This window comes from Streptomyces sp. NPDC045026 (genome assembly GCF_056432625.1).
The window spans coordinates 90,903-117,272 of sequence record NZ_JBWKIS010000016.1; the positions used below are offsets into that span (position 1 = coordinate 90,903).

A 26,370-nucleotide genomic window follows, 5' to 3' on the forward strand; every position below is an offset into this window, starting at 1 on the left:
GGAGCAGGACTGTGCGCAGCTCCACCCGTATCGCGCTCGCGGCCTCCGCGGCCGCCCTGCTCATCGGCTGTGTCTCCGCTCCCGCGTCCTCCTCACCGGGGGACGCGGGGGCGGGGGGCCGGGTCCTGGTCTTCTCCAAGACCGCGGGCTTCCGCCACGACTCGATCCCCGAGGGGATCGCCGCCGTGCAGGACCTGGGCGCGGCCAACGGCTTCGCGGTCGACGCCACCGAGGACGCCGGCGCCTTCACCGACGCCAACCTGCGCCGCTACGACGCCGTCGTCTTCCTGTCCACCACCGGTGACGTGCTCGGCGACGGTCAGCAGAAGGCCTTCGAGCACTACATCGCGAAGGGCGGCGGTTACGTCGGCGTCCACTCGGCCGCCGACACCGAGTACGACTGGCCGTTCTACGGCGGCCTCGCCGGCGCCTACTTCCAGGATCACCCGGCGATCCAGCCCGCCACCGTCAAGGTCGAGGACCGGGGCAACCCGGCCACCGCCCACCTCGCCCCGACGTGGAACCGCACGGACGAGTGGTACAACTACCGCTCCAACCCGCGCGAGCACGCCCACGTCCTCGCCTCGCTCGACGAGTCGTCGTACACCGGCGGCACCATGGCGGGCGACCACCCCATCTCCTGGTGCCAGAACTACCGGGGCGGCCGCTCCTTCTACACCGGCGCCGGCCACACCAAGGAGTCCTACGCCGACCCGGCCTTCCGGCAGCACCTGCTCGGCGGGATCCGCTGGGCCAGTGGCGCCGCGCAGGCCGACTGCCGGCCCGAGAGCGGCTACACGTCCCTGTTCGACGGGACCGCCGAGTCGCTCAAGGACTGGAAGCAGGCCGGACCCGGCTCCTTCGAGCTCTCGGACGACGGCACGCTCACCTCGTCCGGCGGCATGGGAATGCTCTGGTACGCGGGCCGCCCGCTCGGCTCGTACTCCCTGAAGCTCGACTGGAAGATGGCCGGGGACGACAACTCCGGTGTCTTCGTGGGCTTCCCGGAGTCCGACGACCCCTGGTCGGCCGTGAACAACGGCTACGAGGTCCAGATCGACGCGACCGACGCACCCGACCGCACCACCGGGTCCGTCTACAGCTTCCAGTCCGCCGACGTGAAGAAGCGCGACCGTGCGCTGAACCCGCCGGGGGAGTGGAACACGTACGAGATCCGGGTCGAGGGCGAACACCTGCGGATCTGGCTCAACGGCGTGAAGGTCAACGACTTCACCAACACCGACCCCGCCCGGAGCCTGCGCGACGGGTACGTCGGGATCCAGAACCACGGCGACGACGACCAGGTGTCCTTCCGGGACATCCGGGTCAAGGACCTGCCCGCGAAGCCGGACACCCCCTAGACGGCGGCGGGCGGGGGACGCCGGACCCCCGCCCGCCGCCTCACACCACCACCGCAACTCCGGCTCCAGGTTCGCGTACGACAAGGAGGCTGCCCATGTCCGCCGAACCCACGTCCCCCACCGCCCGCTCTCCTCGATACGGTGTGTGGCTCATCGGGGCCCGTGGCTCCGTCGCCACCACCGCGGTCGCGGGCTGCGCCGCCGTCGGCGCGGGCCTGCACCCCCCGACCGGCATGGTCACCGAGACCGAACCCTTCGCCGGCGCCGGTCTGCCAACGTTGTCGTCACTCGTCTTCGGCGGGCACGACACCGTCGACTGTCCGCTGCCCAAACGTGCCGAACACCTCGCCGCCGGAGGCGTCCTGCCGCACGGCCTGCCGGCCGCGGTCGGCGCCGAACTCGCCGCCGCCGACCGGGAGATACGCCCGGGAGGCCCCCAGCCGGGGGACTCCCGCCCCGACGACGAACTCATCGCCGACTTCGCCGCCGACATCAGCGACTTCGTCGAGCGCGGCGGCCTCGCGGGCGCCGTCGTCGTGAACGTCGCGTCCACGGAACCCGCCCCCGACAGCAGCCGGCTGCCCGCCAGCTCCCTCTACGCGGCGGCCGCTCTGCGCGCGGGCTGCCCGTACGTCAACTTCACCCCCTCCACCGGCCTGCACCACCCCGCGCTGGCCGAGCCCGCCGCCACCAGCGGACTGCCCCACGCGGGCCGCGACGGCAAGACAGGCCAGACCCTCCTGCGCTCCGTGCTCGCGCCGATGTTCCTCCAGCGCTCCCTGACCGTGCGGGCCTGGTCCGGCACCAACCTCCTCGGCGGCGGTGACGGCGCCGCACTCGCCGACCCCGGCGCCGCCGCGGCGAAGAACGCGGGCAAGGAACGCGTCCTCGCCGACGCGCTCGGAGCCGCGCCCGAGGGCGAGGTCCACATCGACGACGTGCCCGCGCTCGGGGACTGGAAGACCGCCTGGGACCACATCGCCTTCGACGGGTTCCTCGGCTCCCGCATGATCCTCCAGACGATCTGGCAGGGCTGCGACTCCGCGCTCGCCGCCCCCCTCGTCCTCGACCTGGCCCGTCTCCTCCTGCGCGCCCACGAGAAGGGCGTCGAGGGACCCCTGCCGGAACTCGGCTTCTACTTCAAGGACCCCGACGGCGACGCGTCCCCCGCGCTCGCCGAGCAGTACGCGACGCTGGTGGGCTTCGCGGGACGCCTGCGGTGAGCGGCCGCGCACAGCACCTGCGGGCCTGGGCCGAACTCCTGCGCCTGCCCGCCCTGTTCACGGTCCCCGGCGACGCGCTCGCGGGGGCGTCGGCGGCCGGCCTGCGCCCCGGTCGCGGCACGTTCCTGGCCATCGGGTCGTCCCTGTGCCTCTACGAGGCGGGCATGGCCCTCAACGACTGGGCGGACCGCGCCGAGGACGCCGTGGACCGCCCGCACCGCCCGCTGCCGTCAGGGCGAATCCGCCCCGCAGCGGCCCTCGCGGCAGCGGGCGCCTTCACGGCGGGTGGCCTGGCACTGGCGTACCGGGCAGGCCGCCCGGCCACCGCCCTTGCCGGCGCCCTGGCGGCGACGGTCTGGGCGTACGACCTGGGCCTGAAGAGGACCCCGGCGGGACCGGTGGCGATGGCGGCGGCGCGAGGGCTCGACGTGCTGCTGGGAGCGGCGGCGACCTCGGGCCGCCTGCATCGGGCGGCCCTGCCCGCGGCCACGACCCTGGCCGCCCACACCCTCGCCGTCACCGCGGTGTCCCGCAACGAAACCCAGGGCGGAGACGTCAAGGCCCCCCTGGGCGCGCTCGCCGCGACCCTCGCGCTGACCCGGTTCACCGGGCGCGCCCCACGACTCCCGGCAGGCCGGCGGGTAGCAGCCGCCCCCGGCCTGTCGGGCTCCACCACAGCCGCCCTGGCCGCCGTCTACGCGGCCACCGCGGCCCGCCCCTACTTCCACGCCACCCTCAACCCCTCGCCGCCCCTGACCCAGCGGGCGGTGGGCGGAGGCATCCGCGCCATGATCCCCCTCCAGGCGGCCCTCGCGGCCCGCGCGGGAGCACCCCTGACCGCCCTGGCCACCGCGTCCCTGTCCCAACTGGCCCGCATCGCCCCGAAGGTGAGCGTCACATGACGATCCGCTGGGGATACGGCACCAACGGCCTGACCGACCTCCGCCTGGAGGACGCCCTCGCCGTCCTCGCCGACCTGGGCTACGACGGCGTCGGCCTCACCCTCGACCACATGCACCTGGACCCCCTGGTCCCCGACCTCCGCACCCGCACCCGGCAGGTGGCCCGCGCCCTCGACCGGCACGGCCTGACCGTCACCGTCGAGACCGGCGCCCGCTACGTCCTCGACCCGCGCCGCAAGCACGGCCCCTCGCTCCTCGACCCCGACCCCGACGCGAGGGCCGCCCGCACCCGGCTCCTCATCAGGGCCGTGCAGGTGGCCGCCGACCTAGGCGCCCACGCCGTGCACTGCTTCAGCGGCATCACCCCGGACGGCACGGACGACGGCACCGCGTGGAAGCGGCTCGCTGATGCGCTCGCCCCCGTCCTCGACGCGGCCGGCGCCGCCGGCATCCCGCTCGCCATCGAGCCCGAGCCCGGCCACCTCCTGGCCACACTCGCCGACTTCCACTACCTCCGCGAGGAGTTCGGCGGCCCCGAAGCGCTCGGCCTCACCCTGGACATCGGCCACTGCCAGTGCCTGGAGCCGCTGCCGCCCGCCGACTGCGTGCGCAAGGCAGCTCCCTGGCTGAAGCACGTACAGATCGAGGACATGCGGCGCGGCGTCCACGAACACCTCCCGTTCGGCGACGGCGAGATCGATTTCCCGCCGGTGCTCGAAGCCCTCGAAGCCACCGGCTACCAAGGACTGACGGTCGTGGAACTGCCCCGCCACTCCCACGCGGGACCCCAACTCGCGGAGGAATCCCTGCGGTTCCTGCGCGCCGCCGCCGAAGGAGGCACCCCATGACCGACACACCTCCCGGCATCGGGGCCCTCCGCGCCCGCACCGAGGCCGCCCTCGGTGAAGCCGCCCGCACGTGGCTCGACAAGGCCACGACGGAGGCGGCGACACATGACACGGGCGGTCAACAAGCATCAGCCCCATGGGAGTTGAGGTTCGCCGAAGCAGGACGCCGCTGTGGCGCCGAGCACGCCGACAGCGCCCGCATCATCCTCCTGCACGCGGCCCGCGCCGACACCGCCACCCTCACCCGCCTCTACGAACAGGGCGCCGCCGCCGAACGCCGCGCCGTCCTCGCGGCCCTGCCCCACCTCGTCACGGGACCCGAAGCGCTGCCCCTCGTCGAGGACGCGCTGCGCGCGAACGACACCCGCCTCGTCGCCGCCGCCGTCGGCCCCTACGCCGCCGAACACCTCACCGCGCACCACTGGCGGCACGCCGTCCTGAAGTGCCTGTTCACCGGAGTCCCGGTGTCCGCCGTCGCCGATCTCGCCGAACGCTCCCGGGGCGACGCCGAACTCGCCCGCATGCTCGGCGACTACGCGCGCGAGCGCACCGCCGCGGGCCGCCCCGTCCCCGACGACCTGCACCGCGTACTGGCCCTGACCCCCCTGGTCGTGCCCCCTCCCCCCAAGGCCGAGGAGTCCTGATGCGCATCTTCGACCCGCACATCCACATGACGTCGCGCACCACCGACGACTACGAGGCCATGTACGCCGCGGGCGTCCGGGCGATCGTCGAGCCGTCCTTCTGGCTCGGCCAGCCCCGCACCTCGCCCGCCTCGTTCTTCGACTACTTCGACGCCCTCCTCGGCTGGGAGCCGTTCCGCGCCGCGCAGTACGGGATCGCCCACCACTGCACGCTCGCCCTCAACCCCAAAGAGGCGAACGACCCGCGCTGCGCACCCGTCCTCGACGCGCTGCCGCGCTACCTCGTCAAGGACAACGTCGTCGCCGTGGGCGAGATCGGCTACGACTCCATGACGCCCGCCGAGGACACCGCGCTCGCCGCGCAGCTCCAGCTCGCCGCCGACCACGAACTCCCCGCGCTCGTGCACACTCCGCACCGCGACAAGCTCGCCGGACTGCGCCGCACCCTGGACGTCGTACGCGAGTCGGACCTGCCGCTCGACCGGGTCCTGATCGACCACCTCAACGAGACCACGGTGAAGGAGGCCAAGGGCGCGGGCTGCTGGCTCGGGTTCTCCGTCTATCCCGACACCAAGATGGACGAGGAGCGGATGGTCGCGATCCTCACCGAGTACGGACCCGAGCAGGTCCTCGTCAACTCGGCCGCTGACTGGGGCAAGAGCGACCCCCTCAAGACGCGCAAGGTCGCCGACGCGATGCTGAAGGCGGGCTTCACCGAGGACGACGTCGACCGCGTCCTGTGGCGCAACCCCGTCGCGTTCTACGGCCTCAGCGGCCGGCTCGACCTCGAGGTCGCCGGGACCGACGCCACCCACGAGGGCAACTCCATCCTGCGCGGCGGGGCGTGAGCGATGCGCTTCCGCCACCCCGACGGGTCCACCGTCCACCTCGCGTACTGCACCAACGTCCACCCCGCCGAGACCCTCGACGGCGTGCTCGCCCAGCTGCGCGACCACTGCGAACCCGTGCGCAAGCGCCTCGGCCGCGACCGGCTCGGCATCGGCCTGTGGCTCGCCAAGGACGCCGCGCGCGCCCTCACCACCGACCCCGTCGCCCTGCGCGGCCTGCGCACCGAACTCGACCGGCGCGGCCTCGAAGTCGTCACCCTCAACGGCTTTCCGTACGAGGGCTTCGGTGCCGAAGAGGTCAAGTACCGCGTGTACAAGCCCGATTGGGCCGACCCGGAGCGCCTCGCGCACACCGCCGACCTGGCCCGCCTGCTCGCCGCGCTGCTGCCCTCCGACATCACCGAGGGCACCATCTCGACACTGCCTCTCGCCTGGCGCACCGGCTACGACCCGGCGCGCCGGGACACCGCGTACGCCGCGCTCACCACCCTCGCCGAGCGGCTCGACGCCCTGGAGGAGCTCACCGGCCGCTCCATCCGCATCGGCCTCGAACCCGAACCGGGCTGCACCGTCGAGACGACCGGCGACACCATCGCCCCGCTCACGGCCGTGGCCCGCGACCGCATCGGCGTCTGCGTCGACACCTGCCACCTCGCCACCTCCTTCGAGGACCCGGCGACCGCACTCGACGCCCTCGCCGCCGCGGGCATCCCCGTCGTCAAGTCCCAGCTCTCCGCGGCCCTGCACGCCGAGCACCCCGAACGGCCCGAGGTCCGCGAGGCGCTCGCCGCGTTCGACGAACCCCGCTTCCTGCACCAGACCCGCACCCTCACCCCCGAAGGGCTGCGCGGCACCGACGACCTGGGCGAGGCACTCGCCGGCGGCGCGCTCCCCGACACCGCGCCCTGGCGCGCCCACTTCCACGTACCGCTGCACGCCCCGCCCGCGGCCCCCCTCACCTCCACACTCCCCGTCCTCAAGGACACGCTCACGCGGCTGGTCGGCGGCGCGCATCCGCTCACCCGGCACCTGGAGGTCGAGACGTACACCTGGCAGGCGCTCCCGCCCGAGCTGCGCCCCCGCGCCCGCACCCAGCTCGCCGACGGCATCGCCGCCGAGCTCACCCTGGCCCGCGACCTCCTGACGGACCTCGGCCTGAAGGAACTCCCATGACAACTTCCGGTAACGACACCACAGTCGATCGGCCTGACGTGAGCCCGAACCCGCTGCTGGTCCTGGATGTCGTGGGTCTCACCCCGCGCCTCCTCGACCACATGCCCCACCTCAAGTCGCTGGGGCAGACGGGGTCCCAGGCCCACCTCGGCACGGTCCTGCCCGCCGTCACCTGCGCCGCCCAGTCGACGTTCCTCACCGGAACCATGCCGTCCGAGCACGGCATCGTCGCCAACGGCTGGTACTTCCGCGAGCTGGGCGACGTACTGCTGTGGCGCCAGCACAACGGACTCGTCGCCGGTGACAAGCTCTGGGACGCGGCTCGCCGCAGCCACCCCGGGTACACGGTCGCCAACATCTGCTGGTGGTACGCCATGGGCGCCGACACCGACATCACCGTCACACCCCGGCCCGTCTACTACGCCGACGGCCGCAAGGAACCCGACTGCTACACCAGGCCACCGGCCCTGCACGACGAACTCACCGAGAAACTCGGCACGTTCCCCCTCTTCCACTTCTGGGGTCCCGGCGCCGACCTCGTCTCCAGCCGGTGGATCGTCGACGCGACCCGCCACATCATCGCCACCCGCCATCCCGACCTGGCGCTGGCCTACGTCCCCCACCTCGACTACGACCTCCAGCGCTTCGGCCCCGACGACCCCCGCTCGCACAAGGCCGCCGCCGAACTCGACGCCACCCTCGCCCCGCTCCTCGACGACGCGAAGGCCGAGGGCCGCACCGTCGTCGCCCTCTCCGAGTACGGCATCACCCGCGTCGAGCGGCCCGTCGACATCAACCGCGCCCTGCGCCGCGCCGGACTCCTCGAAGTGCACACGCAGGACGGCATGGAGTATCTCGACCCGATGACGTCCCGGGCGTTCGCGGTCGCCGACCACCAGATCGCCCACATCTACGTACGCCGCCCCGAGGACCTCGACACGGTCCGCGAGGCGCTGAAGGACGTGCCGGGCATCGAGCAGCTCCTCGACGACGAGGGCAAGAAGGCCCACCACCTCGACCACCCCCGCTCGGGGGAACTCGTCGCCATCGCCGAACCCGACGCCTGGTTTACGTACTACTACTGGCTCGACGACGACCGCGCGCCCGACTTCGCGCAGCTCGTCGAGATCCACCGCAAGCCCGGCTACGACCCCGTCGAGCTGTTCATGGACCCCCAGGACCCCTACGTCAAGGTGAAGGCCGCCGGCGCCCTGGCCCGCAAGAAGCTCGGCATGCGCTACCGCATGGCGGTCGTGCCCCTCGATCCCTCACCCATCCGCGGCAGCCACGGCCGCCTCCCCTTGAGCGACGACAGTCCTGACGGTCCGCTCATCCTGTGTTCCACCCCCCGCGCCGTCGCCGGCCGTGTCGCGGCCACCGACGTGAAATCGCTGTTGCTCGGCCTGGCCGGTCTCGCATGAGCCCGGTGCTCATCCGCACACGCCCCGCACCCACCCGAGAAAGAGAGAGACCGTGACCGCGTTCAACGATGAATCCGGAGCCGGCGACGCCCTGCGCCGCGCTCTCGGCGTCAGCCGCCGCCGCTTTCTGAGCACCTGCACGGCCGCGGGGGCCGCGGCCGTCGCCGCACCCGTCTTCGGCGCCTCGCCCGCTTTCGCCCAGACCGAGCACACCAGTGGCAGGGGTGGCGGCCACGGCCACGGCCACGCCCTCGTCCCGGAGTCCAAGCGCGGCATCATCATCTACACCGTGCGCGACGCCACGGGCAGAGACCCGCTCGCCTCCAACCTGCCCTCCGGCTTCCGCGAGGTCTTCAAGGAGCTCGCCCGCCACGGCTACAAGCAGGTCGAGTTCGCCGGCTACGGCCAGCACGCCAACGCGCCCGGCGGCGCCAACCTCGAATCCGTCGAGGGCGCCAAGCTGCTGCGCTCCTGGCTCGACGAGTACGGCCTGCGCGCGCAGGGCAACCACGGCTTCATCCCGGGGTCGTGGCCGCTCAGCCAGCCCGACCTCGACACGTTCAAGAAGCACCTGGAGATAGCCAACATCCTCGGCATGGACCACATGGGCACCGGTGGCGACCCCACCGGCAGCGAATACCGGTCCGACTGGGACACCGCCGCCGACAAGTGGAACGCGCTCGGCAAGATCGCCCACAGCGCGGGCATCAAGCTGTACACGCACAACCACGACGCGGCGTACGGCTTCCTGCTCGACGGCGGGCCCCTCGACGCGCAGGGCCGGCCGACCCGCAGCTCCGGCATCCGCAAGCTGGAGCACTTCCTCAAGATGACCGACCCGAAGACGGTCTGGCTGGAGATGGACATCTTCTGGGCGCACGTGGCCCAGTACAAGTTCCACACCTACACCGCCCACGACGGCTCCCAGCGGGAGAACGTCTTCGACCCGGCGGCGCTCGTGAGCCGCAACAACAAGCGCTACCCGCTGTTCCACGCCAAGGACGGCACGGTCAACGAGACGAACGGCATGGGCTACGACATGGTGCCGTTTGGCACCGGAGTCATCGACTACGAGAAGTTCTTCACCCGCGTCGGGGCGATGAACTACCACAACCCGATGGTCGAGCAGGACAACGCGCCCAGCGACACCGACCTCGGTCAGTCCCTGAAGTACGCGAAGATCGGCTACGACAACCTGGCCGGGCTGCGCAAGAAGCGCTGACGTCAGGGCACACAGGAGTGGGGCCCGGCCACCAGGCCGGGCCCCACTCCTGTGTTCACTTCCAGCGGGCGGTCCCTACGTGGTGGCCACCACCCTTTTCGCCTTCTCGCTCCCGGGCTGCCGCAGCAGCAGGGCCACGGCCGCCGCCACCAGCGATATGCCGCCGGCGAGCGCGTACGCCCCGTTGTAGCCCCACGCGGCGACCACCATCGAGCCGAGACCGCCGCCGAACAGGCCGCTGACCAGCTTCCCGCTGTATACGAGGCCGTAGTTGGTGGCGTTGTAGTTCTCACCGAAGTAGTCCGGCGTGAGCGCCGCGAACATCGGGTAGAAGGCGCCGCCGCCGAAGCCCGACAGGAACGCGAAGAACAGGAACAGCCACTCGCTGTGGATGTCACCCGCCCAGATGACGCCGAACTGGGCGAGACCGAGGACGACGATGACGAACACCAGGCTCACCTTGCGGCCCCAGATGTCCGACAGCCAGCCGACGACCGCACGGCCGACGCCGTTGATGACCGCCATCACACCCATCGACGACGCGGCGACCAGCGGCCCGAAGCCGACCTCCTTGGCGAAGTCCACCTGGAACGAGATGCCGAAGATCGACACACCGGCCGTCAGCACGAGGCTGAACCACATGAGCGGCAGCATGCCGGTCCTGACGGCCTCCATGGGCGTGAACTGACGCACGGCGGGCGGGTTCTTGGCGAGGGACCTGGCGCCCTTGCCCGCTCCCGACTTCTTGAGCGGGTCGACCTCGTGCGGCCACCAGTTCTTCGGCGGGTCCCGGAAGAAGAACGCACAGGCAAGCACGACCACCAGCACATAGACGCCGATCATGTCCAGCACACGGTGGTAATTCGACGTGTCGAACGCATAGTTGAAGATGAAGATGAACGGCAGCGACCCATACGCGAACCCGCCGTTGACGAAACCGGTCCTGCCGCCTTTTCGCTCCGGGAACCATTTGCCGACCATGTTGATACAGGTCGAGTAGACGAGGCCGGAGCCCAGTCCTCCGATGACGCCGAATCCCAGAATGGCCAGCCACACGTTGCTGAAATGGGACAGCGCGAGGAATCCGAACAGGCACAGGAAGGAGCCGACCATGGTGGCCCGCTTCGCGGTCAGGATGCCCTTCTCCCGCATCCATCCGGCCGGGAAGGCGATGCCCGCCTGGAAGAACACCCAGACGCTCAGGATCCAGAAGGTGTTCGACTGCGTCCAGCCGTGCGCGCTGGACAGCGTGTCCTCCGCCGAACCGTACGCGTACTCGGAAACGCTGATGGCCATCATCGCGACCCATGGCAGGTACACCATGAACTTACGGGAATGGCCGAGGATGTCGCGGTCCGTCTCGCCTACGCGATAGACGCGGCCGTTCTCGTCGGTGATCTCTCGGTACGTGCTACCAGTGGTCGTCGCTGAGTTGCCTGCGGCGATGGGCTCCGCCGTCATATCAAGCCATCTCCTCACCGAGCGGTTGCGGGTTGGGAACGATGCGGCGCTGCGGCCTCGGCCGGCCCGGCGCCTTGAGGAACAGTGCGAGGACCGCGGAGGCGAGCCCGATCGAGCCCGCGATGACGAAGGCGCCCTCGTAGTCCCACGCCCCGACCACGACGGCGCCCATTCCGGAGCCCACGAGGCCCGAGATCAGCTTCGAGCTGTAGACCATCCCGTAGTTGGAGGCGTTGTTGTTCTCACCGAAGTAGTCCGCCGTCATGGCGGCGAACAGCGGGAAGATCGCGCCGCCGCCGAACCCGGAGACCATCGAGCAGAACAGGAAGAACGGCATGCTGCCCATCGACCCGGAGACGAGGACGCCGAACTGGGCGGACCCGAGGACGAGGCAGACGATGATGAGTGTGTTGCGGCGGCCGAAGCGGTCGGAGATCCAGCCGATCACGCCGCGGCCGGTTCCGTTGACGATCGCCTTGAGCGACATCGCCGTGGCCACGATGCCGCCGGCGAATCCCATGTCCTTTCCGAACGGCACCTGGAAGGCGATGCCGAAGATATTGATGCCGGCGGTGCAGAGCAGACAGAACCACATCATCCACAGGACGGGTGTACGGGCGGCCTCCTTGGGGGTGTACTGCTTCACGGCCGGCGGGTTCTTCTCCAGCGCCCGCCGCACCTTCGGGTCGTCCGACACCTTCAGCGGATCCGCGTGCGCGGGCCACCAGCCCTTCGGCGGGTCCTTGAGGAACCAGCCGGCGAACGCGACGACGGCGCAGCAGATCACGCCGACCATCACCAGGACACCCTCGTAGTTGCTCAGGTCCATGTACGACGTGAACAGGAAGACGAAGGGCACCGAGCCGTAGGCGAAACCGCCGTTGACCAGGCCGGTCTTGCCGCCCTTGCGCTCCGGGTACCACTTGCCGACCATGTTCACGCAGGTCGCGTAGACGAGGCCGGCGCCGATGCCGCTGAACATGCCGAAACCGAGGTACGCGACGATCACGTGCGGTGCGTACGCGAGCGAGAGATAGCCGAGGATCGTGCCCAAGGCGCCGAGGAACATCGCGTGACGCGCGGGCAGCCTGCCGCTCTCGCGCAGCTGCCCCGCGGGGAAGGCGACGGCCGCCTGGAAGAACACCCAGACACCCATCAGCCAGAAGATGTGCCCGCTGTTCCACAGATGGGCCTCGTGCAGGGTGTCCTCGGCGGACGTGAACGCGTACTCGGACGAGCTGATGCCGAGCATGCCCATCCAGGGGAAGAGCACCATGGTCCAGCGCGGTCGCCCCATGATGTCCCGATCGGTCTCACCGATGCGGTACAGGCGGCCGTTGCGGTCCGTCACCTCCCTGTAGGGGACGGGTATTGGTAGATCGTCGGTGGTTTTCATGACGGTCGCACCCCTTGCGTCGAAAGATCTGGCCAGCGCCCCCTGTCCAAATTCCTTTCGCGTGCGCATGGGTCCCGGGGCCGGCCTGCGCGCACCGCCGGCCGGCCCCCAGTCAGGTCACCTCATGAACGGCCCCCCAACAGGCCCGCCGCACGGGCCCACCGGTACTTCGCGCCGAGTGCGGCCACCGGCTTCTCGGTCGTGTACGGGTACGCCACGACCCCGCGCTCGTACAGGTACTGGCAGGCCTCCTCGACCTCGACGTCGCCCGCGAGCGACGCCACCACGGGCTTCTCGATGCCCCGCGCGCGGAACTCCTCGACCACCCGTGCCGTCAGCTCCGCGAAGACCATCGGCGGGGTGACGATCGTGTGCCAGTAGCCGAGGACGAGGGAGTGGATCCGCGGGTCCTCCAGGCCGAGCCTGATGGTCGCCTCGTACGTCGACGGCGGCTCACCGCCCGTGATGTCGATCGGGTTGCCCGCGGCGCCGAAGGGCGGGATGAACGCCTTGAACGCGGCGTCCAGATCCTCCGGGATCTCCATCAGGGACAGGCCGTTGTCGACGATGGCGTCCGAGAGCAGCACACCCGAACCGCCCGCGCCGGTGATGATGACGACGTTGTCGCCCTTCGGCGTCGGAAGCACGGGAAGCGCCCGCGCGTACTCCAGCATCTCGTTCAGCCCCGGTGCCCTGATCACGCCGGCCTGCCTGAGGATGTCGTCGTACACGGCGTCGTCACCCGCGAGGGCTCCCGTGTGCGAACCGGCCGCCTTCGCGCCCGCGCTGGTGCGCCCCGCCTTCAGGACCACGACGGGCTTCTTCGGCACCGTCGCCCGCGCGGCCTCCACGAAGGCCCGCCCGTCCTTGAGGTCCTCCAGGTGCATGGCGATGCACTGGGTGTTGGGGTCCTCACCGAACCACGTGAGCAGGTCGTCCTCGTCCAGGTCCGACTTGTTGCCGAGCCCGACGATCGCGGAGACACCGGTCTTCGTCGTGCGCGCGAAGCCGAGGATCGCCATGCCGATGCCCCCGGACTGCGAGGTCAGCGCCACCCCGCCCTTCACGTCGTACGGCGTGCAGAACGTGGCGCACAGGTCCTGCCACGTCGAGTAGTAGCCGTAGATGTTGGGCCCGAGCAGGCGTACCCCGTACCGCTCGCCGATCGCCACGATCTCGTCCTGGAGGGCCTGTTCACCGGTCTCCGCGAACCCCGACGGGATCAGGACCGCGTTCGGGATCCCCTTGCGTCCCACCTCTTCGAGGGCGGAGGCCACGAACTTGGCGGGGATCGCGAAGACCGCCACATCCACCTCACCCGGGACGTCCGTGACACTCTTGTACGCCTTGCGGCCCAGGATGTCATCGGCCTTGGGGTTCACCGGATGGATCTCCCCGGAGAACCCCCCGTCGATCAGGTTGCGCATGACCGAATTGCCGATCTTGCCCTGCTCGTTGGACGCGCCGATCACCGCGACCGAGCGCGGCTGCATCAGCCGGCGCATCGACCGGAGGATCTCCTCGCGCGAGTACGTGCGCCGCTGCTTCGGCGCACCGTCGGCGAGGATCACCCGGATGTCGGCGGCGACCGCGCCCTCCGGCGTCGCGATCACGGGGTTGAGGTCGACCTCGGCGATCTCCGGGAAGTCGGTGACCAGTTGGGACACCCGGCGGATCTGCTCGGCGAGCGCCCACCGGTCGACCGGCTGCGCGCCGCGCACCCCGCGCAGCACCTCGGCCGCCCGGATCGAGTCCAGCATGGACACGGCCTCGTCCGCGCCGACCGGCGCGAGCCGGAACGTCACGTCCTTGAGCACCTCGACCAGCACCCCGCCGAGCCCGAACGCGACGACCTTCCCGAACGTCGGATCGGTGACGGCCCCGACGATGACCTCCTGCGAGGAGGGCCCGGTCGGCAGCAGCTCCTGCACCTGGACACCCTCGATCCGGGCGTCCGGCGCGTAGGCCCGCGCGTTCTCGACGATCTTGCAGAAGGCGGCCCGCACGTCGGCCGCGCCCTCCACCCCCACGATCACGCCGCCCGCGTCCGTCTTGTGCAGGATGTCGGGGGAGACGATCTTCATCACGACGGGTCCGCCGAAGCGTGCCGCGTACGCGACCGCCTCGTCCACGTCCGTCGCCAGCTCCTCGCCGGGCACGGAGATCCCGTACGCGTCGGCGATCACCTTGCCCTCGGGGGCGGTGAGAGCGCTGCGGCCCTCCGCGCGCACGGACTCGAGCAGCGCCCGTACCGTGAGCTCACGGTCCTCGGCCATCAATCAGATCACTCCGTTCGACTTGAGCAGGCGCAGTTCCTCGTCCCCGAGCCCCAGCTCCCCGACGAACACCTCGGCGTTGTGCTCGCCGAGCAGGGGTGAACTGACCACTTCCACGGGGGAGTCGGAGAGCTTGAGGGGGGAGCCGACCGTGGTGAACGTGCCGCGCTCCGGGTGGGCAACCTCGACGACCATCTCGTTCGCGACGAGCGACTCGTCCTCGATGATCTCCTTGGTGGACAGGATCGGCCCGCACGGGATGTTGTGCGCGTTGAGCCGCTCGAGCACCTCCCACTTGGGCAGGGTCGAGGACCACTCCTCGATGAGCTGGAACATCTTGTTGAGCTTGGGCAGGCGCGCCTCCGGCGTCGCCCACTCGGGGTCGCCGGCCAGCTCGGGCCGCCCGATCAGCTCGCTCAGCGGCTGCCAGCCGACGGGCTGCACGATGACGTACACGTAGTCGTTCGGGCCGCCGGGCGCGCACTTGACCGCCCAGCCCGGCTGCCCGCCGCCGGACGCGTTGCCCGAACGCGGCACCTCGTCACCGAAATCCTCGTTCGGGTACTCGGCCAACGGGCCGTGTGTCAGCCGCTGTTGGTCGCGCAGCTTCACCCGGCACAGGTTGAGCACCGCGTGCTGCATCGCGACGTTCACGCGCTGGCCGCGCCCGGTGTTCTCGCGCTGGAACAGCGCCGCGAGGATGCCGGCGACGGCGTGGACGCCGGTGCCGGAGTCGCCGATCTGCGCGCCGGTGGCCAGCGGCGGACCGTCCTCGAACCCGGTCGTCGCCATCGAGCCGCCCATGGCCTGCGCCACGACCTCGTACGCCTTGAAGTTGGTGTACGGGCCGTCGCCGAAGCCCTTGATGGAGGCGTAGACGATGCGCGGGTTGATCTCCTGGATGCGCTCCCACGTGAAGCCCATGCGGTCGACGGCGCCCGGGCCGAAGTTCTCGACCATGACGTCGGAGCGCCGGATCAGCTCGGTGAGGAGCTCCTTGCCGCGCTCGGTCTTCGTGTTGAGGGTGATGCTCCGCTTGTTGCAGTTGAGCATCGTGAAGTAGAGCGAGTCGACGTCCGGCAGGTCACGCAGCTGCTTGCGCGTGATGTCCCCGGTCGGCGCCTCCAGCTTCACCACGTCCGCGCCGAGCCAGGCGAGGAGCTGGGTCGCGGAGGGCCCGGACTGCACGTGGGTCATGTCGAGGACACGGACGCCCTCAAGAGCCTTGGTGGTCATGGCAGGGCTCCTCACTTGTACATGGTCTGGTTCATGGTTCCGGGGGCGTACGCGTCCGGGTCGACCCACACGTTGATCAGCGAGGGCTTCCCGGACTCGCGGGCCCTTCGGAGCGCGGGCGCGATGTCGGCGGGGTCGCGGACCTCTTCGCCGTAACCCCCCAGCATCTGGGCGAACTTGTCGTAGTGGACGTCGCCGAGGGTGTTGCCGACGCGCTCGCGCTCGTCGCCGTACTTGGCCTTCTGGCCGTAACGGATCTGGTTCATCGACGAGTTGTTGCCGACGATCCCGACGAAGGGCAGGTTGTAGCGGACGAGGGTCTCGAAGTCCCAGCCCGTCAGCGAGAACGCCCCGTCGCCGAAGAGCGCGACGACCTCCTTGTCGGGCCGCGCCTGCTTGGCGGCGAGGACGAAGGGGATGCCGACGCCGAGGGTGCCCAGCGGACCCGGGTCCATCCAGTGGCCCGGCGACTTGGGCTGGACGACCTGCCCGGAGAAGGTGACGATGTCGCCGCCGTCCCCGATGTAGATCGAGTCCTCGGTGAGGAAGTCGTTGATCTCGCTGACCAGGCGGTACGGGTGGATGGGAGAGGCGTCGGAGCGCAGACTCGGCAGCCGCTTCTCGATGGCGGTCTGCTCGGCGGCCCGCAGCTCGTCGAGCCACTCCTTGCGCTTGGCGCCCCCGCCGTTGAGCCGTCCGGAGGCGGCCTCGGTGACCGACTTCAGGACGAGGCCCGCGTCGCCGACGATGCCGAGGTCGATGTCGCGGTTCTTGCCGACCGTGCGGTAGTCGAGGTCGATCTGCACGACGGTCGCGTTGGGGGAGAGGCGCTTGCCGTAGCCCATGCGGAAGTCGAAGGGCGTGCCGACGATGATGATGAGGTCGGCGTTGGAGAAGGCGTAGCGGCGCGAGAGCTGGAAGTGGTGCGGGTCGCCGGGCGGCAGGGTGCCGCGGCCCGCGCCGTTCATGTAGGCGGGCACGTTGAGGGCGCGGACGAGTTCGATGGCGTCCTCGGTCGCGCGGGTCGTCCACACCTGGCTGCCGAGCAGGATCGCCGGCTTCTCGGCGTGCACGAGGAGGTCGGCGAGCTTCTCGATCGCCTCGGGGTCACCGGCCGAGCGGGTCGAGGCCCGGTACTGCCCCGCCCGGGGTACGCGGGCCTTGTCCACCGGCACCTTGGCGTCGAGGACGTCGCGCGGGATCTCCAGGAACGACGGGCCGGGGGCGCCGTGGTAGCACTCGCGGAACGCCATCGACACCATGTCGGCGGCGCGCGCGGTGTCCGGCACGGTCGCGGCGAACTTGGTGATGGGCGTCATCATGTCGACGTGCGGCAGGTCCTGGAGCGAGCCCATCTTGTGCTGGGTGTGCGCGCCCTGGCCGCCGATGAGGAGCATGGGTGACTCCGCGCGGAACGCGTTCGCGACACCGGTGACGGCGTCGGTGGTGCCCGGGCCCGCGGTGACGACGGCGCAGCCGGGCTTGCCGGTGATGCGCGCGTACCCGTCCGCCGCGTGGGCGGCGACCTGCTCGTGACGGACGTCGACGACTTCAATGCCTTCGTCGACGCAGCCGTCGTAGATGTCGATGATGTGGCCGCCGCACAGGGTGTAGATGACCTCCACACCTTCTGCCTTGAGCGCCTTGGCGACCAGATGACCACCGGAGATGAGTTCCTGGCTGTCGTCGGGCATGGCGAAGTCCTGTCCCTTCGTAGGGGAGTCGTGCGCTGTCGCAGTACATTGCATACAGTCGACGAATACTGTATGAAACTTGTTATCCCGCATCCGGTGGGTGGTGTCCAGGGGGCGTGCGGCACTTTTAAGACGGGAGCCAGAAATGGACCTGTACGAGCACCAGGCAAGGGAACTCTTCGAAGAACACGGCATCTTGGTGCCGAAGGCCGAGGTCACGGACTCGCCCAAGGAGGCCCGCGAGATCGCGCGCAGGCTGGGCGGCCGCGTCGTCGTCAAGGCGCAGGTGAAGACCGGGGGCCGCGGCAAGGCGGGCGGCGTCAAACTCGCCGCCGACCCGCCCGCCGCCGAACTGACGGCACGCCAGATCCTCGGCATGGACATCAAGGGCCACACCGTCGGCAAGGTGATGCTGGCCCAACCAGTCGACATTGAGAGCGAGTTCTACGTCTCCTACGTCCTGGACCGGGCCGCCGGACGCTTCCTCGCCATCGCCTCCGCCGAGGGCGGCATGGACATCGAGGAGGTCGCGGCGACCCGGCCCGAGGCCGTGGCCCGCATCCCGATCGACCCGGCCGAGGGTGTCACCACGGCGAAGGCGGCACAGATCGCCGAGGCCGCCGGCCTCCCCGACCGGACCGTCGACGTACTGGTCCGCCTCTGGGACGTCCTCACTCGCGAGGACGCCGTACTCGTCGAGGTGAACCCCCTCGTGCGCACGGGCGGCGGCCAGATCCTCGCCCTCGACGGCAAGGTCACCCTCGACGACAACGCCCGCTTCCGCCAGGAGCGTTGGGGCACCCAGGAGTCCCCCCACGACGACGCCCTCGAAGCGGCCGCCGCGGCCAAGGGCCTCAACTACGTCAAGCTCGACGGCGAGGTCGGCATCATCGGCAACGGCGCCGGGCTCGTCATGTCGACGCTCGACGTCGTCGCGGGTTGCGGTGCCCGCCCCGCGAACTTCCTCGACATCGGCGGCGGCGCCTCCGCGCAGATCATGGCCGACGGCCTCTCCGTCATCCTCTCCGACCCGGCCGTGAAGTCCGTCTTCGTGAACGTCTTCGGCGGCATCACCGCCTGCGACGCCGTAGCCGACGGCATCGTCCAGGCCCTGGAATCCGTGACGCTGACCAAACCGCTCGTCGTCCGCCTCGACGGGAACAGCGCCGCAGCGGGCCGCGCCATCCTCGACGGCCGCGCCCACCCCCTCGTCGAACAGGCCACCACCATGGACGGCGCCGCGCGCCGGGCCGCCGAACTCGCCAACGCGGGCTAAGGAGCCGGGACATGGCGATCCACCTCACCAAGGAGAGCGGGACATGGCGATCTACCTGACCAAGGAGAGCAAGGTCCTCGTCCAGGGCATGACCGGCGCCGAGGGCATGAAGCACACCCGGCGCATGCTCGCCGCGGGCACGAACGTCGTGGGCGGCGTCAACCCGCGCAAGGCGGGCCGCAGTGTCGACTTCGACGACCGTGCGGTCCCCGTCTTCGGCTCCGTGGCCGAGGGCATCGCGGCCACCGGCGCCGACGTTACCGTCGTCTTCGTGCCGCCCGTCTTCGCCAAGGCGGCCGTCACGGAGGCCGCCGACGCGGGCATTCCGCTGGCCGTCGTCATCACGGAGGGCATCCCCGTCCACGACGCCGTGACCTTCCACGCGTACGCCGCCGCGAAGGGCACCCGCATCATCGGCCCCAACTGCCCCGGCCTGATCACCCCCGGCCAGTCCAACGCCGGCATCATCCCCGCCGACATCACCAAGGCGGGCCGCATCGGCCTCGTCTCCAAATCGGGCACCCTCACCTACCAGCTCATGTACGAGCTACGCGACATCGGCTTCTCCACCTGCGTCGGCATCGGCGGCGACCCGGTCATCGGCACGACGCACATCGACTGCCTCGCCGCCTTCCAGGACGACCCGGACACCGACCTGATCGTCCTCATCGGGGAGATCGGCGGCGACGCGGAGGAGCGCGCCGCGGCCTACGTACGCGACCACGTCACCAAGCCCGTCGTCGCCTACATCGCCGGGTTCACCGCCCCCGAGGGCAAGACCATGGGCCACGCGGGAGCGATCGTCTCCGGCTCCTCGGGCACGGCGCAGGCCAAGAAGGAGGCCCTGGAAGCGGCCGGGGTCCGCGTCGGCTCCACCCCGACGGAGACGGCCCGCCTGGTACTCGACCGCTTGGCGGACTGACGCGTACAGCGGGAGTGGGGAGCGAGCCCACCGGGCAACCTCCCCACTCCACCCCCCGCACCAGCCATGCATCACCCTCGCACCACCCCCTGCACGAGCCATGCACCCCCGCCCCGACTGTGCACCGTGAGCGGAGAACCCGAAATGGCAAGCAACCCCACGAACCGCACGCCCGGCCCCGACGCCACCGGCCCCGAAGCCACCCCCGGCCCGGACACCCCCGTGGCGACCACTCTCAAGGCCGGCACCTCATGGCACGACGCCTGGCAGCGCTGCCTCGCCGTCGCCCCCGAGGCGTTCCGCGACGACCGCGTACTCAACCTGTGGAACGGCACCTGGCAGGCCGACGGCCGCGCCCTGCCCGCCACCACGCCCGTCGACGGCAGTCCCATCGCCGGGCCGCCCCGCCTCGACGCCGCCACCGCCCACCAGGCCGTGCGCGCCTCCCTCGACCAGCACCGCGCCTGGCGGCACATCCCGCTCGACGAGCGCCGCGCCCGCGTCGGCGCCACCCTCGACGCCCTCACCCAGCACCGCGAACTCCTCGCGCTCCTCCTCGTCTGGGAGATCGGCAAGCCCTGGCGCCTCGCCCAGGCCGACGTCGACCGCGCCATCGACGGGGTGCGCTGGTACGTCGACGGCATCGAGCCCATGGTCGAGGGCCGTGCCCCGCTCGACGGCCCCGTCTCGAACATCGCCAGCTGGAACTACCCGATGAGTGTCCTCGTGCACGCGATCCTGATCCAGGCACTCGCCGGCAACGCGGTCATCGCCAAGACCCCCACCGACGGCGGCGTCGCCTGCCTCACCCTGGCCTGCGCACTCGCCGCCCGCGAGGGCGTCCCGATCACCCTGGTCAGCGGCAGCGGGGGCGAACTCTCCGAAGCGCTGGTGCGGGCACCCGAGATCGGCTGCGTCTCGTTCGTCGGCGGCCGGGACACCGGCGCCGCAGTCGCCACGGCCGTCGCCGACCTCGGCAAGCGGCACATCCTCGAACAGGAGGGCCTCAACACCTGGGGCGTCTGGAACTACTCCGACTGGGACAAGCTCTCCGCGGTGATCCCCAAGCTCTTCGACTACGGCAAGCAGCGCTGCACCGCGTACCCGCGCTTCGTCGTCCAGCGCAGCCTCTTCGACGACTTCCTCGCCGCGTACCTGCCCGCCGTACGCACCCTGCGCATCGGCCACCCCCTGGCAGTGGCGAACCCCCAAGACCCTTACCCCCAGCTCGACTTCGGCCCGTTGGTCAACGCGGCCAAGGCGAAGGAGCTCGCGGACCAGGTCGCCGAAGCCATCGACCGAGGCGCCGTGCCGCTGCACCGAGGCGCCCCGGACCCCGCTCGCTTCCTGCCCGGCCAGGACACGAGCGCGTACGTCCACCCGGTCACGCTCCTGAGCCCACCCCCCTCCTCCCCGCTCCACCACGCCGAACCGTTCGGCCCCGTCGACACGATCGTCCTGGTCGACACCGAGGCGGAGCTGCTCGCCGCGATGAACGCCTCCAACGGCGCGCTGGTCGCCACCTTCTCCACGGACGACGACGCGACGTACGACCGCCTCGCCCCACAGATCCGCGCCTTCAAAACGGGCCGCGACAAGCCGCGCTCACGCGGCGACCGGGACGAGCTGTTCGGCGGCTTCGGCGCATCCTGGCGCGGCGCGTTCGTGGGCGGGGACCTGCTGGTGCGGGCGGTGACGAGGGGCCCGGAGGGAGAACGCCTGCCGGGCAACTTCCCGGAGTATCACTTGATGCCGTAGCCCTTCGGGGGCTGGGAGACGGGTGCACGGCGCCGTCACGGCGGTGCCGCTGCCCTGATCCCTACCCGATGCCCTGCCGGTCCGGCCGGAGCGCGAAGGCGCGGTCGGCGGGCTCGGGCACGGCCCGCTCCACGGCCGCGGTCAGCAGCTCCCGGTGCCGCAGCAGCGGCCCGCGCCGTTCCTCGGCCGCGAGCAGCAGCAGATCGTCGAGCCCGGCCACCATGCGCCGCGACACCTGGGGACTGCCGACCGCGCACCCCCGGATCTCCGCGAACCCCAGGTCGACGAGCTCCTCCCACCCGGGCAGCGGCTGCACCAGTCGCACCACGCCGTCCCGGTCCGGATACCGCAACGAGTCGAGCGGCCGGTTCGCCACCGCGGCCAGAAACTGCACGATGCGGTCGATGGCCTGCACGGCGGTCGTCGGATCGTTCACGGCGGGGGAGAGGGCGCGCAGCGCGATGTCGGCGAGCTGCCGCAGCCCGAACCCGAGATCCTGGTGGAAGGTGCGCTCGACGCCGACGTGGACGGTGTAGCGCAGGGCCCGCGCGGAGGGCGGGGGCCCGCCGTGCACGGCGAGGACGGGCGTGCCGGGCACCACGAAGTCACCGGTGCGGGGGAGCAGCCGCAGGGTGACGCCGGGCCGGTGCCGGACGGCGCGGAGCAGCCGGGCGATATTGACGTCTCGCATCACCCCGGCCCGCCCCTCATGAACGACGCGCGCGGTCTCCGGCCCCAGCTCGTACATGGCACCGGCACCCCTGACCTCCACCGGCATCCGGGCCACGAGCTGGAACGCCTCCGCGGATACCCGCTCGATCACGTAGCTCACGCGCATCATCCGCAGCGTCGAGTTCACGTACATCACGAACAGCAGCAGGCTGAGCCCGACCATGAAGACGGTGAGCACGGACTGCACGACGGGCACGGACTTGACGAGCTTCGGGTCGGGCTCGCTGTCGTACGAGGTGAGCACGAGCAGCGACAGCAGGAAGGTCGCGAGAAAGACGGCGAACGTGGCCTTCGTGATCCGGCTCCGGATGAAGATCCGCACCACTCGGGGGCTGAGCTGCCCGCTCGCCATCTGGAGCGCCACGAGCGAGATGCTGAAGACGACACCGATGAAGGTCATCATCGCGGCGCTGACGGTGCTCACGACGGTCTGTGCGTCGTCGGCGACGCTCTGGAGTTCGCGGATGCTGTCGTACGAACCGGCATGACGCAGCGCGTCGACGATGGCGGTGTCCAGCTCGTTGGCCAGGAACCACACGACGAAGATCCCGACCATGGCTCCGGTCGGCGCGAACCAGAACGTGTCCCGAAGATGCTCCCGCAGCGGCGACAGGGCCCGCGGCCGCCGCACGCGCCGATTCGCCCCGGTGACCGGTTGGCTACTCATGGTGAGACTGTAGGCGGCCCCGCTCCCGACCCTCCGCAGGTGCCGCCGAGGCGACGGATATGCAGGTGAAAGGCACTCCGAAACCTTGGTATTGTTATCCATGTCGCCGCGGGGAACGCCCCGGCCGGGCGACAAACACCTAGTCCGGGTGGCGGAATGGCAGACGCGCTAGCTTGAGGTGCTAGTGCCCTTTATCGGGCGTGGGGGTTCAAGTCCCCCCTCGGACACCAGTGAGGGACGTTCACGAGATCGTCCCTATGTCGTTCACGAGTTACCGGTTGATCCCTTAAGGGTCACCGGTAATTCGTCGTTCATGGGGTCTTTGGGCCCGGCGTCGGATCGGCGATCATGTTCTCAGCCGACGAGCACCCGCATCACCGGCGCCGAGGCCACAGTGAGCGTCCACCGGGCAAGCGGCCCCGAGGTCCGGAGCTACCTGGCAACGGCACCAGCGCTGTTGGGGAGGGATTGCTCGGCCCAGATGGTCTTGCCGCGGGGGTGGTAGCGGGTGCCCCAGAGCTGGGCGAGCTGGGCGACCATGTACAGCCCGCGTCCTCCCTCGTCGGTGTCCAGCGCGCGCCGGATGTGGGGGGAGGTGCTGCTGCCGTCGGTGACCTCGCAGATCAGGTTACCGTCGCGGATCAGCCGCAACTGGATCGGCGGGCTGCCGTAGCGGATGGCATTGGTGACCAGTTCGCTGACCACGAGTTCCGTGGTGAACTCCAGTTCCTCCAGGCCCCATTCGGCCAGCTTCCGGTTCGCGAGCGCGCGTGCCTCGCCAACGACCTCGGGCTCGGCCGCCAGTTGCCAGGTGACGTGCCGGTCCGGGGCAAGCCCGTGTACCCGCGCTACGAGCAGGGCCGCATCGTCCTGCGGGCAGGCCGGCATCAAGTGGCGGATCATCGCGTCGCAGACACTGTCGAGCCCAGGCGGCGGGGTGAGCTGGGTGTCGGACAGTGCCTCGCGGAGCCGTGCGAGAGCCGTGTCCGCGCTCTGCTCCGGTGCGTGCGCCGGGTCGTCGGTGTACAGCACGAGCAGGTCCCCGTCAGCCAGAATCACCTCGCCGCTCTCGAACGGGGCTCCGCCGCGACCGAGCGGAGGATCGCCGGGCAGATCGATGAACTCGACCTTCCCGTCCGCCGTCACCCGCGCAGGTGGCGGATGTCCCGCCCGCGCCACCGTGCATCGCCGTGCGATGGGATCGAACACCGCGTACACGCATGTCGTTCCGGCCGCCCCGTCTGTGAGTCCCTCCCCGTGTTCCTCCTGGAACCGGTTGACCTGGTCATCGAGATGGGTGAGCAACTCCTCGGGCGACAGGTCGAGATCCGCGAGGGTGCGCACCGCGGTACGCAGCCGTCCCATGGTCACCGCCGACTGCAGGCCATGCCCGACCACATCTCCCACCACCAAGGCCACTCGAGCGCCCGACAGCGGAATCACGTCGAACCAGGCACCACCCAGCACCGCGTGACCGCCCGCCGGCAGATAGCGTGACGCCACTTCCACAGCACCGAGGACCGGCATCTGCTGCGGCAGCAGACTGCGTTGCAGCGCCAATGCCGTCGTCCGCTCGCGGGTGTACCGCCTCGCGTTGTCGATGCACACGGCGGCACGCGCCACGAAATCCTCGGCCAGCAGCACGTCCTCCGCCTCGAACGCATGCGTCCCCCGGTGGCGCAGGAAGACCGCCGCACCTAGCGCGGCTCCTCGTGCGAACATCGGTACCAGCAGCCACGAGTGGACGCCGTATTCGCGTACCAACGCGGCCCGTTGAGGGGCGACCGCGGCGATGGCGGCTATCACCTCTTCGCCCGTCAGCAGCAGGGGTTCGCCACTGGCCAAAGCACGGGTGAACAAGGTCCTGGCCCCGGAGGTGAACGGGTCGACGTCCCCCGTCTCGACCACTGGTTCCATCGGACCCTCAGGGACAGTCGAACTTGCCGCACGGCGCAGTGGCATGGCCTCGGAGACGGGACCGGTAACCGGCTCATCGCCCCCGAACACCGAGTCCAGTAGGTTGACATAGGAATGATCGGCCAGGAGGGGGACGGCCACGTCGGTCAGTTCCTGCGCGGTGTGCAGCACGTCGAGTGTGCTGCCGATCTTCGCGCTCGCGTCGTTGACCAGGGCCAGCCGCTCCCGTGCCCGGGCCCGCTCGGTCACTTCGAACACCACGTGTGCCAGTCCGATCACCTCGTCGGAGTCGCTCCGCAGCGGAACGATGGTCTCCGAAAAGGCTTGGTACCGGTCCGGGTCATCGGGAGCCCGGGCGTGCACCTCAGTGGCGACCAGCGCTTCACCGGTGGCCAGGACCTGCCGCTGGCGGCTCTCGAAGGCCGTCATGTCCATCACTCCGGCCGGGGCCACCTCCCGCATGGTGCGCCCGAGGAAATCCTGGTTCCTGAAACCTTTCAAGCGCCGTGCATTTTGCGCGACAAAGCGGAACTGGGTGTCGAATACGTCGATGTGGAAAGGCGATTCGGTGAACAAGCCTTTCAGGAGCGCGCGGCCGAGATTCTTCCGGCGTACGGCATCGATGCTCTCCGCCTGGACCAGCCAATACGGCTCACCGGTGGTGGACACGAGGGAATGGGCCCACATACCGACCTCGACTCGGCTGCCATTCCGGTGTCGCAGTGCTATCGCCCCGAGGGCGGTGTCCTCCCGCGCTCGGCAGCGCGCCACGAGACCGGCGGCGTCGGCATGGAAGTACAGCAGGTCGGCCCCACGCCGCCCGCGGACTTCCTCGGCGGTGTAACCAAGCAGCCGCTGGGCACCTGGGCTCCAGCCCGTCAGCACACCGTCTCCATCGACAGTGGCGTATCCCTTGTCGCCCGGCTCGGGGAGATCGCCGAGGGTGCCGTGGAACATGGCGTCGTGCATGTGTCACACCCGCTCCGAGACCCGCGGCACTTGGTTGTGCCACACCTCAGGAAATTTCGCTGCCGTACAGAGGGCGTTATTTCGCTGGCCGGGTCCGACAATTCCGAATCCAACTCTATCGTCGAGTCGTGCCTCCTGCGAGTCAGCTAACCGCGGTGATCAGTGCACAGAACAGCCTGATGGGGCCCTTGGCCACGGTGTTCTCCGGATGCCGTTGGACGCCGAGGAACCTGTCGAGCGTGGAAACTCCGGATCGAGCCGTTGACCAGGTCGATTGCCTGGGCGGGACCACGGGCGGCACTTCGCGTCCGCACCCTCCGTCCGGCACGCTTCTCAAGAGCGCACCGCCCCTGTCACACGGAGCGACCGAGCACCGCCCACACCGTCTTGCCCGCCTGAGCGAGAGGCACCGTGCCCCAGCGTG

The 26,370-nt window shown here is 70.3% G+C and carries 19 protein-coding genes and 1 tRNA gene; 13 read left to right on the top strand and 7 right to left on the bottom strand.

Features of this window, described 5'->3' with window-relative positions; translation table 11 throughout:
* Positions 1–11 precede the first annotated feature (11 nt).
* The 9 genes from AC07EJ_RS29170 to AC07EJ_RS29210 all read left to right on the top strand — a co-directional run bounded on the left by AC07EJ_RS29170 (position 12) and on the right by AC07EJ_RS29210 (position 9,642).
* The gene (locus tag AC07EJ_RS29170) at positions 12–1,361 is read left to right on the top strand and encodes a ThuA domain-containing protein (RefSeq protein ID WP_389482950.1); all 1,350 of its coding nucleotides are present in this window, start codon (positions 12–14) and stop codon (positions 1,359–1,361) included.
* A 95-nt stretch (positions 1,362–1,456) separates the two neighbouring features.
* Positions 1,457–2,584 carry an inositol-3-phosphate synthase gene (locus AC07EJ_RS29175; protein WP_393583372.1) on the top strand — a complete coding sequence of 376 codons (1,128 nt, stop codon included), beginning with the start codon at positions 1,457–1,459 and terminating at the stop codon, positions 2,582–2,584.
* Positions 2,581–3,486, top strand: coding sequence for an SCO3242 family prenyltransferase (locus tag AC07EJ_RS29180; RefSeq protein WP_389484425.1), 906 nt, complete (start codon positions 2,581–2,583; stop codon positions 3,484–3,486). Before AC07EJ_RS29175 ends, AC07EJ_RS29180 begins: the two co-directional genes overlap by 4 nt.
* Entirely contained in the window at positions 3,483–4,334 is an 852-nt protein-coding gene (locus tag AC07EJ_RS29185) for a sugar phosphate isomerase/epimerase family protein (RefSeq protein ID WP_393583369.1), read from the top strand. The genes AC07EJ_RS29180 and AC07EJ_RS29185 overlap by 4 nt, the downstream gene beginning before the upstream one ends.
* Positions 4,331–4,978 (top strand): EboA domain-containing protein, encoded by a 648-nt coding sequence (locus AC07EJ_RS29190; protein ID WP_389484423.1) that lies wholly within the window; start codon positions 4,331–4,333, stop codon positions 4,976–4,978. Before AC07EJ_RS29185 ends, AC07EJ_RS29190 begins: the two co-directional genes overlap by 4 nt.
* Positions 4,978–5,826, top strand: coding sequence for a TatD family hydrolase (locus AC07EJ_RS29195; RefSeq protein ID WP_389484421.1), 849 nt, complete (start codon positions 4,978–4,980; stop codon positions 5,824–5,826). Before AC07EJ_RS29190 ends, AC07EJ_RS29195 begins: the two co-directional genes overlap by 1 nt.
* Before the next feature lie 3 nt (positions 5,827–5,829).
* A complete protein-coding gene (eboE, locus tag AC07EJ_RS29200; RefSeq protein ID WP_389484419.1) occupies positions 5,830–6,999 on the top strand; it encodes a metabolite traffic protein EboE in 1,170 nt (389 codons plus the stop codon).
* On the top strand, positions 6,996–8,420 hold the full coding sequence (locus AC07EJ_RS29205; protein WP_389484416.1) for an alkaline phosphatase family protein: 1,425 nt from the start codon (positions 6,996–6,998) through the stop codon (positions 8,418–8,420). The genes eboE and AC07EJ_RS29205 overlap by 4 nt, the downstream gene beginning before the upstream one ends.
* Positions 8,421–8,472: 52 nt before the next feature.
* On the top strand, positions 8,473–9,642 hold the full coding sequence (locus AC07EJ_RS29210; protein ID WP_478885365.1) for a sugar phosphate isomerase/epimerase family protein: 1,170 nt from the start codon (positions 8,473–8,475) through the stop codon (positions 9,640–9,642).
* 75 nt (positions 9,643–9,717) lie between these two features.
* On the opposite strand, the gene AC07EJ_RS29215 is transcribed toward AC07EJ_RS29210, so the two are convergent.
* From AC07EJ_RS29215 to AC07EJ_RS29235, 5 genes are all read right to left on the bottom strand, one after another.
* A complete protein-coding gene (locus AC07EJ_RS29215) occupies positions 9,718–11,103 on the bottom strand; it encodes an OFA family MFS transporter (protein WP_478885366.1) in 1,386 nt (461 codons plus the stop codon).
* A gap of 1 nt (position 11,104) precedes the next feature.
* A complete protein-coding gene (locus AC07EJ_RS29220) occupies positions 11,105–12,499 on the bottom strand; it encodes an OFA family MFS transporter (RefSeq protein ID WP_478885367.1) in 1,395 nt (464 codons plus the stop codon).
* Between the two features lie 122 nt (positions 12,500–12,621).
* Complete coding sequence (locus AC07EJ_RS29225) at positions 12,622–14,775, bottom strand: acetate--CoA ligase family protein (protein WP_478885368.1); 2,154 nt, start codon at positions 14,773–14,775, stop codon at positions 12,622–12,624.
* A gap of 3 nt (positions 14,776–14,778) precedes the next feature.
* Complete coding sequence (gene frc / locus AC07EJ_RS29230) at positions 14,779–16,011, bottom strand: formyl-CoA transferase (RefSeq protein WP_478885369.1); 1,233 nt, start codon at positions 16,009–16,011, stop codon at positions 14,779–14,781.
* Between the two features lie 11 nt (positions 16,012–16,022).
* The gene (locus tag AC07EJ_RS29235; protein ID WP_478885370.1) at positions 16,023–17,705 is read right to left on the bottom strand and encodes a thiamine pyrophosphate-binding protein; all 1,683 of its coding nucleotides are present in this window, start codon (positions 17,703–17,705) and stop codon (positions 16,023–16,025) included.
* A gap of 145 nt (positions 17,706–17,850) precedes the next feature.
* On the opposite strand from AC07EJ_RS29235, the gene sucC reads away from it, so the two are divergent.
* From sucC to AC07EJ_RS29250, 3 genes are all read left to right on the top strand, one after another.
* A complete protein-coding gene (gene sucC / locus AC07EJ_RS29240; RefSeq protein WP_389484402.1) occupies positions 17,851–18,981 on the top strand; it encodes an ADP-forming succinate--CoA ligase subunit beta in 1,131 nt (376 codons plus the stop codon).
* Between the two features lie 43 nt (positions 18,982–19,024).
* Positions 19,025–19,903, top strand: coding sequence for a succinate--CoA ligase subunit alpha (gene sucD, locus AC07EJ_RS29245; protein ID WP_326773328.1), 879 nt, complete (start codon positions 19,025–19,027; stop codon positions 19,901–19,903).
* 144 nt (positions 19,904–20,047) lie between these two features.
* Complete coding sequence (locus AC07EJ_RS29250) at positions 20,048–21,661, top strand: aldehyde dehydrogenase family protein (RefSeq protein WP_389484400.1); 1,614 nt, start codon at positions 20,048–20,050, stop codon at positions 21,659–21,661.
* A gap of 61 nt (positions 21,662–21,722) precedes the next feature.
* Here AC07EJ_RS29250 and AC07EJ_RS29255 read toward each other — a convergent pair whose 3' ends face one another.
* The gene (locus AC07EJ_RS29255) at positions 21,723–23,060 is read right to left on the bottom strand and encodes a DUF2254 domain-containing protein (protein WP_478885371.1); all 1,338 of its coding nucleotides are present in this window, start codon (positions 23,058–23,060) and stop codon (positions 21,723–21,725) included.
* Positions 23,061–23,202: 142 nt separating this feature from the next.
* Between AC07EJ_RS29255 and AC07EJ_RS29260 the strand changes: the two genes are divergently transcribed.
* Positions 23,203–23,290, top strand: a tRNA-Leu gene (locus AC07EJ_RS29260).
* Positions 23,291–23,492: 202 nt separating this feature from the next.
* Here AC07EJ_RS29260 and AC07EJ_RS29265 read toward each other — a convergent pair.
* Positions 23,493–25,946 carry a SpoIIE family protein phosphatase gene (locus tag AC07EJ_RS29265; protein WP_478885372.1) on the bottom strand — a complete coding sequence of 818 codons (2,454 nt, stop codon included), beginning with the start codon at positions 25,944–25,946 and terminating at the stop codon, positions 23,493–23,495.
* Between the last annotated feature and the right edge of the window lie 424 nt (positions 25,947–26,370).